We start from the raw sequence: 14,053 nt of genomic DNA, 5'->3' as shown, positions 1-14,053 counted from the left end.
TACTCTCCTACGCTTCCGTCCATATCTAACGTAAAGTAGCTTCCTGTCCCTGATAATACTTTGAAGTCATCCTCTGTTGATACATCTACTTCATTCATCGCTTTATAGTCTACTACTATTGCACTTGCCTCTTTCCCTGCGATTACTGTTGTTGACCCTTCTTGACTTACCTCTATTTTTGCTTCACTTGTTTTTGCTTCTACGCTTGCTACTATTGTCTCTACATCTGTCCCTGCTAAACTTCCTTCAAAGCTTAATACTAATTCTGTTCCATTAAAGTTACTTACTTTTATATCACTTGTTAACTCTGAATCTATAATAGCTTGTATCTCTGATATTGTCGCACTTGATAATATTGAACTTGTTGTTTGTCCATTATATGTTAATGTATAACTATATTCTGTCTCTGAGTTAAATACTAACTTTTGCTCTTCTGCTGTATCACTATACCCTTCTACTTCATAGTATAACTTTGTACTTGCTAAGTTTAAATTACTATCATCTGTATAGAACTTATCACTTACATCTGTCTTCTCTAAATCTCCTGTTGCTTTTATTAGGAAATTGATTTGTGTTTCATTTGAATTTGTTGCATCATACTCTACTACTACATTTCCTGCACCCATCGTACTTGTTGCTTCTAATGCTGCTTGGATATTACTTGCTAACACACTCATATCTGTTGAATATGCTACTGTTTGCTTACTATCCCCTTCAAACCATATATCAAACGTTCCACTTGGGCTTGTCGCATCTGGATTTGTTTTTATTGATAAAAGTGGTAAGTCTACTCCTGATAGTGTACCTCCAAATGTTACATCAAATGAATCTTCATATCCTGCTACACAATCTACTACTGAAACTGTCGCTCCGCTTATTGTTGAAAGTGCATTTGTTAATGCTGTTTGAATCTCATTTGCTGTTGCATTAAAGTCTAATGCTGTTGTTGTATATGTGTTTCCATTATAGTCTAAAGATAGTGTATAGTTACCTGTTGCTGTTGTTGAAACTTTAAAGTGTTGTACTTCACCAACTGTTCCTGTTCCTTCTTTATATGTAGAAGTTGAAATAGCTTTCATATTAGAATCTGGTGTTGCACTTAATTCTGAAACATTACTATGTGCTTTTGTTCCTTGGAAAGTAATATAATATTTATGACTTCCACTTGAACTTGAATCAAACTTAACTTTATAATCTGCTGTTGTTCCACCATATAGTGTTACTAATGCTTTTTGTATATTTGTTTGATTTGTTAATGTTTGACTTCCTACAAATTTAACACTAACTGAAGTTACACCATTTGATAATGTATATGTCCCTGCATCATATGGGTCATGGAAAGTTATTGTTTGAATTTCATTTGTTCCACTTGAAGTATTTGTTAATGTAAAAATCTCTGTATCTATTGGTGCAGTAACAACTCTAGGAGTATCGATTGTTAATCTTGTTATCTCATCTACTCCCGCTTTCGCCTCTTCTATCGTCGAGATACTTACACTTGCACTTGGTGCTGTCGTTGATATTGTAAACCCTTCTACATTTGTACCCTCTAATGCTCCTACAAACTCTACTTTATATCCGTTTACTTTATCTCCACTTACTTCTACATTTACTGCATCTGTACTTGCTAAACTTGCAAATGCTGCTTTTAACTCTGCTATTAATGTATCATTTGTTTCACTTCCATCTATATTTAGTGTCTCATTTGATCCATCTTTTGTTATTACTACATCACCTCTTATATCTTCTGTGATGCTTACTTTTAAGATTGTATTCTCTTTTATTGTTGAATCTGGTATCTCATCTACTTTGATACCTTGATTTATATATACTTCTAAATCACTAGCTTCTATTACTAATCCATCTACTCCGATTAGTCCTGCACTTGATGCTGTCGCTTGTAATGATGTGAACTTTCTTGTATTATCTTTCTTATCACTCATTAAAGCTAATCCGAAGTCCATATCTCCTAAGCTTAATCCTACTGCATCTGCTTGTTTATAATTTAATCCTGCGAATGCACTTACATTCTCTCCACCTAATCCTAGGTAATCTACTTTTATACTTTCACCTGAGTTTAGTGTTACTTCTCTTACTGATTTCTCAAACCCGAAGTTTCCTTCTAATCCGATAAAGTTAAATAAGTTTAACTCTAAGTGTCCTGATGCTTCTAGTAACTCTCCTCTACTTCCATCCATATCTAATGTTACTGTTTGGTTTGTTCCTACTAGTACATCAAAGGCATCACCATTATCTTCCATTGTTTTATAGTCTACTACTTTATTTGTACTTGACCCTTGGTTGATATTTAATGCTAAGTCTGTTGCACTTACTGTTAAGTCTTCTATTCCTACGAAGCTTACATTACTTGTTGTTGCTTGTAGTGATGTGAAGCTTTCATTTTTATTTGATTTATTATTGATTATTGCTAAGGCAAAGTTTACACCTGCTGCGCTTAGTCCTAGTGCTTCGTCACTTCCTCCATTCATTCCTATGAATGCGTTTGCTCCTAATGCTCCTAGTGTTAATACATCTACTTCTTCGATTGTTCCTGTATTTGTACTATCATCTTTATCTACTGTTTTTATATCATAGTCTGTATATTTCTTTAATGCAAACTCTCCATTTACACTAAAGAAGTTAAAGATGTTTATATCCATAGCTCCACTAATTTGTGTTAACTCTTTTTGGCTTCCATCCATTGTTAAGTTAAAGCTTGAATCTGTCCCTGTTGCTACTTCTAAATTATTGATTGCATAATCTACATATCTTGCATCTGACCCTGTTTCACTACTTCTATTTATTTGTACATCTAAATTACTTGCGCTTAGGCTTAATCCATCTATCCCTACAAATCCAGCTGTCCCTACTGTTGCTTGTAATGATATCCATTGAGAATTACTTCCTACTGTTTTATCATTTAAGATTGCTAATGCGAAGTTTGTATTTGTGGCTTGGATTCCTATTGCATCACTACTTCCACCATTTACTCCTACGAAGGCATCTACTGAATCTGCTCCGATTGTTAGTAAATCTACATTTACATTATCTCCATTATCTAGGCTTACTGTATCTGTTGTCTTCTCTAATGCAAAGTTACCGCTTGTACTGAAGAAATTATATACATTTACGTCAAAGTGTCCACTTACTTTTAAGTACTCTCCTACGCTTCCGTCCATATCTAACGTAAAGTAGCTTCCTGTCCCTGATAATACTTTGAAGTCATCCTCTGTTGATACATCTACTTCATTCATCGCTTTATAGTCTACTACTATTGCACTTGCCTCTTTCCCTGCGATTACTGTTGTTGACCCTTCTTGACTTACCTCTATTTTTGCTTCACTTGTTTTTGCTTCTACGCTTGCTACTATTGTCTCTACATCTGTCCCTGCTAAACTTCCTTCAAAGCTTAATACTAATTCTGTTCCATTAAAGTTACTTACTTTTATATCACTTGTTAACTCTGAATCTATAATAGCTTGTATCTCTGATATTGTCGCACTTGATAATATTGAACTTGTTGTTTGTCCATTATATGTTAATGTATAACTATATTCTGTCTCTGAGTTAAATACTAACTTTTGCTCTTCTGCTGTATCACTATACCCTTCTACTTCATAGTATAACTTTGTACTTGCTAAGTTTAAATTACTATCATCTGTATAGAACTTATCACTTACATCTGTCTTCTCTAAATCTCCTGTTGCTTTTATTAGGAAATTGATTTGTGTTTCATTTGAATTTGTTGCATCATACTCTACTACTACATTTCCTGCACCCATCGTACTTGTTGCTTCTAATGCTGCTTGGATATTACTTGCTAACACACTCATATCTGTTGAATATGCTACTGTTTGCTTACTATCCCCTTCAAACCATATATCAAACGTTCCACTTGGGCTTGTCGCATCTGGATTTGTTTTTATTGATAAAAGTGGTAAGTCTACTCCTGATAGTGTACCTCCAAATGTTACATCAAATGAATCTTCATATCCTGCTACACAATCTACTACTGAAACTGTCGCTCCGCTTATTGTTGAAAGTGCATTTGTTAATGCTGTTTGAATCTCATTTGCTGTTGCATTAAAGTCTAATGCTGTTGTTGTATATGTGTTTCCATTATAGTCTAAAGATAGTGTATAGTTACCTGTTGCTGTTGTTGAAACTTTAAAGTGTTGTACTTCACCAACTGTTCCTGTTCCTTCTTTATATGTAGAAGTTGAAATAGCTTTCATATTAGAATCTGGTGTTGCACTTAATTCTGAAACATTACTATGTGCTTTTGTTCCTTGGAAAGTAATATAATATTTATGACTTCCACTTGAACTTGAATCAAACTTAACTTTATAATCTGCTGTTGTTCCACCATATAGTGTTACTAATGCTTTTTGTATATTTGTTTGATTTGTTAATGTTTGACTTCCTACAAATTTAACACTAACTGAAGTTACACCATTTGATAATGTATATGTCCCTGCATCATATGGGTCATGGAAAGTTATTGTTTGAATTTCATTTGTTCCACTTGAAGTATTTGTTAATGTAAAAATCTCTGTATCTATTGGTGCAGTAACAACTCTAGGAGTATCGATTGTTAATCTTGTTATCTCATCTACTCCCGCTTTCGCCTCTTCTATCGTCGAGATACTTACACTTGCACTTGGTGCTGTCGTTGATATTGTAAACCCTTCTACATTTGTACCCTCTAATGCTCCTACAAACTCTACTTTATATCCGTTTACTTTATCTCCACTTACTTCTACATTTACTGCATCTGTACTTGCTAAACTTGCAAATGCTGCTTTTAACTCTGCTATTAATGTATCATTTGTTTCACTTCCATCTATATTTAGTGTCTCATTTGATCCATCTTTTGTTATTACTACATCACCTCTTATATCTTCTGTGATGCTTACTTTTAAGATTGTATTCTCTTTTATTGTTGAATCTGGTATCTCATCTACTTTGATACCTTGATTTATATATACTTCTAAATCACTAGCTTCTATTACTAATCCATCTACTCCGATTAGTCCTGCACTTGATGCTGTCGCTTGTAATGATGTGAACTTTCTTGTATTATCTTTCTTATCACTCATTAAAGCTAATCCGAAGTCCATATCTCCTAAGCTTAATCCTACTGCATCTGCTTGTTTATAATTTAATCCTGCGAATGCACTTACATTCTCTCCACCTAATCCTAGGTAATCTACTTTTATACTTTCACCTGAGTTTAGTGTTACTTCTCTTACTGATTTCTCAAACCCGAAGTTTCCTTCTAATCCGATAAAGTTAAATAAGTTTAACTCTAAGTGTCCTGATGCTTCTAGTAACTCTCCTCTACTTCCATCCATATCTAATGTTACTGTTTGGTTTGTTCCTACTAGTACATCAAAGGCATCACCATTATCTTCCATTGTTTTATAGTCTACTACTTTATTTGTACTTGACCCTTGGTTGATATTTAATGCTAAGTCTGTTGCACTTACTGTTAAGTCTTCTATTCCTACGAAGCTTACATTACTTGTTGTTGCTTGTAGTGATGTGAAGCTTTCATTTTTATTTGATTTATTATTGATTATTGCTAAGGCAAAGTTTACACCTGCTGCGCTTAGTCCTAGTGCTTCGTCACTTCCTCCATTCATTCCTATGAATGCGTTTGCTCCTAATGCTCCTAGTGTTAATACATCTACTTCTTCGATTGTTCCTGTATTTGTACTATCATCTTTATCTACTGTTTTTATATCATAGTCTGTATATTTCTTTAATGCAAACTCTCCATTTACACTAAAGAAGTTAAAGATGTTTATATCCATAGCTCCACTAATTTGTGTTAACTCTTTTTGGCTTCCATCCATTGTTAAGTTAAAGCTTGAATCTGTCCCTGTTGCTACTTCTAAATTATTGATTGCATAATCTACATATCTTGCATCTGACCCTGTTTCACTACTTCTATTTATTTGTACATCTAAATTACTTGCGCTTAGGCTTAATCCATCTATCCCTACAAATCCAGCTGTCCCTACTGTTGCTTGTAATGATATCCATTGAGAATTACTTCCTACTGTTTTATCATTTAAGATTGCTAATGCGAAGTTTGTATTTGTGGCTTGGATTCCTATTGCATCACTACTTCCACCATTTACTCCTACGAAGGCATCTACTGAATCTGCTCCGATTGTTAGTAAATCTACATTTACATTATCTCCATTATCTAGGCTTACTGTATCTGTTGTCTTCTCTAATGCAAAGTTACCGCTTGTACTGAAGAAATTATATACATTTACGTCAAAGTGTCCACTTACTTTTAAGTACTCTCCTACGCTTCCGTCCATATCTAACGTAATTGAAGTTGAAGAACTTGTATCTACTGCAAAACTCATGGAACTAAAGTCAACTAAAGTTCCATCAGATGAAGCTTGATTTATTAGTATATTTAAATCGCTTCCATTTAATACTAAATCATCAATTCCTACTAAACCTGCATCTTGAGCAGTAGCTTGTAGAGCTAACCATTTTCTTTTATTAACTGTTTTCTCACTCATTACACTAAGAGCAAAAGAAACACCACTTAAAGATAAACCAACTTCATCAGTTTTTCCATAATTTAATCCTGCAAATGCAGTTAAATTATTTGCACCAACAGTAAGTAAATCAACATCAACTAAAGATTCATCACTTAAAATTACATCATCTAGTGTAGATTTTTTAATAGCAAAACCACCATCAATAACTAAAAAGTCATATAAATTAAATGTTATATCAGCACTAAGTTCAATAATTTCAGAGTCCATATCAAACTCTATACTATTTCCATTTTGGAAATCTACACTATATGATGTTTTTGAATAATCAACAAATTCAGTATTTGAAGAAGTATTTACATTTACTAAAATATCTCTTGCATCTATTGTTACATCATCAATTCCTACAAAAGAAGCTCCTGTTGCTTTTGCTTTAAATGATGTCCATTTTTGAGTTGCATCACTTTTATTTGCCATAATTGAGTAAGCGAAAGAAACACCTTCTAAATCTAAACCAACTTTATTTGAACTTTGACCATCTAATCCAGCGAATGCGTCTACTCCGTTCATTGCTAAAGTTAAATTATCAACACTTACAACACTATCATCAGTTAAAGTTACACTTGTAGTTGACTTACTAAAATATACACTTCCTTCAAAGATAAAGAAATCACTTATGTTTATAAGCATATCTCCGGAAACTCTTAAAAGTTCACCTTCACTTGCGTCCATTGTTAAAGATAAAGAGTCTGTACCTACTTCAATTGTTAATGGATTTAATTTGAAATCAATTAATGTGCCATCAATTGCACTTCTATTGATTTCTAAAAGTGCAAATGTAGCCTCAATAGTTAATTTATCACTTCCTACAAATGAAATACTATTTGTACTAGCTTGTAAAGCCGTCCACTTTCTTGCATTGTTTTTTGTATCAGCAGCAAATACTAAGGCAAGGTCTAAGTTAGAAAGGTCAAAACCTATTTTTTCACTTGAATTTGCATTTAATCCTGCAAATGCTGTTACATTTGTCATTCCTAAAGTTAATAATTCCACTGATGAATTTGTACTATCAGATAATGTTACAGTATCAGTTGATTGAGAGAAAGAGAAGTTTCCTGAAGCAGTTAAAAAATCAAATACATTTAATGAACCATTAGTAATATTTGTAGCTTTGTGTAAAGACTCAACATTGAAAGTAAAAGTTGATGCACCTAAGCTAATAGTTTCATTTAAATAATCTGTAGCTGTTTCATTATAATCAAATGAAACATTTGTAGCACTTAAAACAATATCACTACCTAAAGATACATCTAAAGCACCATTTGCTTGTAAAACTACACCTTCATCAGTTACCATTAAACCTAAGTTAGCGCTACTTACACCTACATAAAAATCCCCTGCACTCATGTATGCTGTTGCATTAGATGATATCGCATTAAATACATTATTTGTAGTATCACTTACAAATGCAAAATCACCTTTTAAAACTATATTATCACTAAATGTTACGTCTAATCCCGTGATACCTATCTCTTTTAAAGTTGTAGAAGATGCAATATTATCAAAAGTATAAGATGAAGTCCCAATAGTTAATGTCTGAGCAGTATATTCTGTACCTGTTTGATTTAATTTTACAGATACACTTTGTGCAGTAGGTAAGTCAAAATCAAAACCATCTAAAACAATATCTCCACTTGCTTCTAATGCAACTTTTTTATTGCTATCAACAATAATTCCTAAATCTGCATTTTCAACTCCAACAAAAACATCAGATGCACTCATAGTAACAGATACGCCTGAACCAATAATTTCAATAGTATTAGTGTTTTTCTCAATAGCAAAGTTACCACTTGCAGCAAAACCAGCAACTTGAATATCTATGTCATTTAGTTCAATACTATTTTGTGCAGATACTAAATAATCAGCATTTAAAACTTTACCTATTTCATCATATTGAGGAACAGAATCTAATACAAAATTAAAATCATCTCCTGATACTAACTCTTTTGTGATAAGCTTTACTTCTGTACTTGTTTGTTCAATATCAAAATAGTAATCAGAATTAAATCCGTAAAGACCTGTAATATCTGTAAACTTACCAGTAATATTTGAACCCGTAATAATAGTAAATTCATCACCTACATTTGCAGCAAAGTCATTCCACATAGTGATTTCTAATGTACCATCAAGTTCAACATTTCCTGAGGCATTTAGTTGGTCATATTCTGGATTATTTGTATCAGAATTATCTGTACCTGATAATTCTATTTGAAGTGTACCATCACTTGCTTGAGTATAGTCACCTGTAATATTTTGGATACCTGGAGAGTAACCAGGAGCTACTATGTTATGGTTAATAACATCAGCTTCAATCGTACCACTACCAGCTAGGATTTCATCATCAATAAATAGTTCAGATATATTATTTAGGTCTAAAAGTTTTGCATCAAGTAAGAAAGAGCTATTTTCAGTTGTTAAGTCTTTTACAACTGTTTCTTTATCATTTAAAGTATCATCAAGGATTATAGTTTGTGTTTCTTGGTATTTATTTTCATTATCGTTTAAAATAATGGCTGTTGAACCTGCTCCTAATAATGGGTCAGCAGATAATAATGTCCTTTGTTCTAAAGGTTCAACTTCAAATAAACTATTTCCGTCTTTAAATATTTTTCTTTGTTTTTTTGCTTGTAATTTTTCTTGATGTCTTTGGTATCTTCTATGTAAATTTTTTAATCCATTTGGTCTTTTCATAATATATCCTTATTTTCTTGATGATTGATAACTTACTAATGCACAAAGTAAAACTTTGTGCACTATAAACTATCTTTTTAATTTTGTTGTTTATTTTACTTCTTCAAATCTTTCTTCAATTTTTTCAGTAACTGCTCTTGATTTATCTTTGAAAGTTAATAATCTTTCAATTTGAGCTAATGAACTTAAGTGAGAGTAGATAATTGGAATATATTTTTTCTCTCTTAATGCAATGAATTTTTCATTGTTTAAGTCATTAAATCTTTCTTCATTAATAACATAAGCTCCACCTACGTTTTTAATCTCATCACCAACTCTAACTTTCATGTTAAGAGGAGTGAACATATTTTCAGATTTCATATCTTCACAAAATTTATCAGTGAACATGTCCATTTGTTGAAGTTCTGTTAAGTATTTTTTTACTCTGTCCATTACTTCATCAGCTGTACCGTCTTCTTTGAATATAGCTTGACCTTCTTCTTTGTTTACAAATTCGCTATCTTCATCAATACAAATTACGTATCTATCTTCATCACCTGTTTTAGAAAGTGCAAAAGGATATCTTCTAACAATTGCAGGAATGTAAGATGCTTTCCATTTACCTTCTTGAACAAATAAGTTCTCACCCGCTTCAAGACCTAACATAACAACTGGTCTAAATTTGTCATTTGCTTTATCTTCTAAGAAAACAATTGGGTATGTAGCAGCAGCTCTTGAGAATTCGTGAACCATTACAGAAGCTAAGTGAATATCACTTACGAAATTAAAGTTATCAATTTGCTTTACTTTTACATCTTTGTGATTATTCAAAGTTATTGGTACAATTTTTTTAAACATTATGTTTATCTCCTTAAGATTTTTTGAGTATGTTATGTACAACATAATATTATACCCATTTTTTGCTATTTTCTTACTAAAAAAAACAAAAAATATTGTAAAAAATAATTGCTTTATGGGTGAATTATTTGATTTAATATAAATGCTATTTTATTGCTACGTTTACTTTTTATTGATTTTAGTTATTTTTTCAAAATCTACCTATTTATGGGGCTTAAATGTGATTATTTTATCTTTACACTTTTTATATAGAAATATTTTTTTTAATAATTGTTTAAATTGGTGATGTTTCATAGTGTTACAGATATAGTTATATATAGTAAAATAAAAGTCTTAAAAATTATTAATTTCCCAAATAATAAAATTTAAATTTGATAAAAATAAATTTGTATAAAAATCATCCAATTTTAAAATTTATTTTAAAGAAAAAAAAGAAAAAGTAAATTTATTTTTACCTTATTATTAAGATTGTCTGAATTAATTATTAGATAGAATCCAAAAACTATAATTGTAAGATTTTTTAGTTTGAAATACTTTAAATAGTTAAGAATTTGGCGAGAAGGTGTAGGAATCGAACCTACCGAGGCGCGTACACACGAACCTCCGATCAGGGTTGAAGCCTGCGGTGTCCACCAGGATCACATACCCCCCGCTTAAAAGAATTGAAATCTTACACCATTTTATTTTAAAACTATCTGAAAGGGTAAATATGGGTTTACTTAAGAACCTTCCAAAGGTTGACAAGTTTGTCAACAACAAAGCTTTTGAAGAGCTTTCAAAACAGTTGATTACTAGTATTAGTAAAGATACTATAAATCAATACAGACAAGACATCTTAGATGAAAAAATCCAAGATTTTACACAAGATGACATTATAAATGATGTACTTAAAAAATACAAAAACATCACAAAACCTTCGCTTCAAAAAGTAATAAATGCTACAGGTATTATCGTGCATACAAACTTAGGTAGGTCTTTGATAAATCCTGATAGTTTTGATAGAGCAAAAGAAGTTGCTACTTCATACAACAACTTAGAGTATTCTCTTCAAGAAGGCAAAAGAGGTGAAAGATATGAACATATAGTATCTACTCTTCAAGCTCTTACTGGTTGTGAAGATGCAGTTGTTGTAAACAACAACGCAAGTGCTGTATTTTTGATACTAAATACTTTTGCTAAAAACAAAGATGTAGTTGTAAGTCGTGGTGAGCTTGTGGAGATTGGCGGAAGTTTTAGAGTTCCTGAGGTTATGAGCCAAAGTGGTGCAAAACTAAAAGAGATTGGTACTACAAACAAGACTCACCTTAGAGATTATGAAAATGCCATTGATGAAAATACATCTATGCTTATGAAAGTTCATAAATCAAACTACTCTATTGAAGGCTTTACATCAGAAGTTTCTTATGAAGACATCATTAAAGTAGCCAATGAACACAATGTTATTGATTACTATGACATGGGAAGCGGTCATATGATAGATTTACCTTACAATCTTGACTTAAGTGAACCATCACTTATAAAATATATGCAACACAAACCAAGTCTACTTAGTTTTTCAGGTGATAAGCTTCTTGGTTCAGTTCAAGCTGGTATCATAGTTGGTAAAAAAGACTTAATTGCAAAAATCAAAAAAAACCAACTTCTAAGAATGCTTAGAGTTGATAAAATCACTTTAGCTATACTTGAAGACAATCTTACTTCATATTTAAAAGGTGAAACACAAAAGATCCCTACATTAAAGATGTTACATGAAGATGTTAAGACTTTAGAGCAAAGAGCAAATACTTTAAAACAAAGTATAGAAGATATTTGCAAATGTGAAGTTATAAAAACTCAGTCTTTAATAGGTGGAGGAACTACTCCAAACAAAAAGATACCAACTATCGCTCTTACTTTAGAATACAAAGATTATAAAGCAAACAAAATAGAAAAACTTCTTAGAAAACAAAACTTGATAATAAGAATTGAGAATGAAAAAGTTTTAATAGATTTTAGAAGTATACAAGAGCATGAAGTAAAAGAAATAGAAGAGATTATAAGAGGAGTTTTTAACTAATGTCAAATATTATTATAGGAACAGCAGGACATATTGACCATGGAAAAACTGCTTTAATCAAGGCTTTAAACGGTTATGAAGGTGACTCTACAAAAGAAGAGCAACAAAGAGGTATCACTATTGATTTATCTTTTTCAAACCTTACAAGAGGACAGCAAAACATAGCATTTATTGATGTGCCAGGGCATGAAAAACTTATCAAAAATATGATTGCAGGTGCTTTTGGATTTAACTGTGTTATGTTTGCTATTAGTGCCCAAGAAGGTATCATGCCACAAACTGTTGAGCATATTGAAATTATCAATCTTTTAGGTATCAAAGATGTGGTTATTGTGATAACGAAAAAAGATTTAGTATCACAAGATGAGTTAAAAGAGCAAGAAAAAAGAATAGAAGAGTTCTTTAGTGAATATGATTTTGATATAAACTTTATTCAAGCTGTCTCTGTTTATGAGCCTGATTCAATAGAGACTTTAAAAGATAAACTTTTTAGTATAAAAAATAAAGCAAAAAAAGAAGAAAACTTCTTTAGATATTATGTAGATAGAGTGTTCTCTCCAAAAGGTATAGGTACAGTTGTTACAGGTACAGTTTTAGGGAAGCCTTGTGAGTTAAATGAAAAGGTTTTTTTATGTCAAAGTGAAAAACAAATCAAAATCAAAAACATCCAAGTTCACAATGAAAATGCCCTAGAAGCAAACATCTCAAATAGAGCTGCTTTAAACTTACAAGGTATAAATGCAAATGCCATTCAAAAAGGTGATTTACTTAGTAAAAAAGGCTTCTTAAGAGGCTTTGATATGATTGATATTTCTTTTAACACTTTAAAACAAAAAGAGTTAAAACACAATCAAAAATATACACTTTTCATAGGTTCTAAAAAACTTGAAGTTAGAGTTTTACTGTTTGATTCAACTACTAGCTTAAAAGAAGGCTTTGCTACTATTAAAGCTGATGAAAAACTATATACTATTTTTGGTGAAAAAATCATCCTAAGATTAGGAAATGACACTATTGCAGGTGGAAAGGTTTTAAATCCTGTAGCAGATCCTATGAAGAAAAATCAAAAAAGAGAGCTTTTAGAAGCTCTTAAACAAGAGAATTTTTCTCATGCTTATAAAAAACTTCTTGAAGCTCATAAAAAAGGCTTAGGACTTATTTCATCATCTCAAAGATTTGCACTTAGCCATGAAGAAGCTATCGAGTTTGCAAACAACTTAGAAAATGTTTACATAGATAAAGAAGAGCTTATTATTTATCCTATTGAAACGAAGCAACTTATTATTGATTTTATCAAAGAAATCTACACTAAAAACAAATATGCCCTACTTTCACCAGCTTCTATAAATCTTAGAATCAAATGGGCAAGTGAAAGCTTCATAGAAGATGCTTTAACACACCTAGTTGATGAAGGTTTTTTAGTTAAAAACAATAAGCTTTATAAAAGTAAAGATATTGAAGAAGATTATGAAGACAAGCTTAAGAATATAGTTTTAGAAAGATTAAAAACAGAGCATATTACACCAACAGCACCTTATAATATCTATGATGATTTAGATTTAGATAGAAAACTTGGAGATAATATACTTAAATCTTTAACAGCAAAAAAACTTGTGATTAGACTTCAACATAATCTATTTATTCATAGTGAAAGTTTGGATAGTATTGTAAGACAAATGAAAAGTATTATTCAAGAAGACGGATTTATTGAGATTTCAAACTTCAAAGAAAGACATCCTTTAAGTAGAAAATATCTTATTACATATTTAGACTATTTAGACAACTTCTCAAACATCAAAAAAGATGGAAATAAAAGAGTTTTAGCCTAGCTAACACTGCTTTAATTATAAAATAAGTACAATTCCAATCTTAAAAAGATTTAGGA

Annotated in this window: 4 protein-coding genes and 1 tRNA gene; 2 read left to right on the top strand and 3 right to left on the bottom strand. The window is 31.5% G+C overall.

Going from position 1 to position 14,053, the window contains the following annotated elements:
• From ACH5BF_RS13775 to ACH5BF_RS13765, 3 genes are all read right to left on the bottom strand, one after another.
• Positions 1 to 9,275: LEPR-XLL domain-containing protein (locus ACH5BF_RS13775; protein ID WP_423274836.1), on the bottom strand; the 9,275-nt coding region annotated here is incomplete at its 3' end.
• A gap of 90 nt (positions 9,276 to 9,365) precedes the next feature.
• On the bottom strand, positions 9,366 to 10,112 hold the full coding sequence (locus tag ACH5BF_RS13770; protein WP_423274835.1) for a SapC family protein: 747 nt from the start codon (positions 10,110 to 10,112) through the stop codon (positions 9,366 to 9,368).
• A gap of 552 nt (positions 10,113 to 10,664) precedes the next feature.
• A tRNA-Sec gene (locus ACH5BF_RS13765) sits at positions 10,665 to 10,763 on the bottom strand.
• 58 nt (positions 10,764 to 10,821) lie between these two features.
• On the opposite strand from ACH5BF_RS13765, the gene selA reads away from it, so the two are divergent.
• The gene (gene selA / locus ACH5BF_RS13760) at positions 10,822 to 12,168 is read left to right on the top strand and encodes an L-seryl-tRNA(Sec) selenium transferase (RefSeq protein ID WP_423274834.1); all 1,347 of its coding nucleotides are present in this window, start codon (positions 10,822 to 10,824) and stop codon (positions 12,166 to 12,168) included.
• Complete coding sequence (gene selB / locus ACH5BF_RS13755) at positions 12,168 to 13,997, top strand: selenocysteine-specific translation elongation factor (protein ID WP_423274833.1); 1,830 nt, start codon at positions 12,168 to 12,170, stop codon at positions 13,995 to 13,997. Before selA ends, selB begins: the two co-directional genes overlap by 1 nt.
• Positions 13,998 to 14,053: the final 56 nt, after the last annotated feature.

The organism is Arcobacter pernae (assembly GCF_049472135.1).
Classification (GTDB): Bacteria; Campylobacterota; Campylobacteria; order Campylobacterales; family Arcobacteraceae; genus Arcobacter_B.
This window is presented reverse-complemented; position numbering and strand designations above follow the sequence as displayed.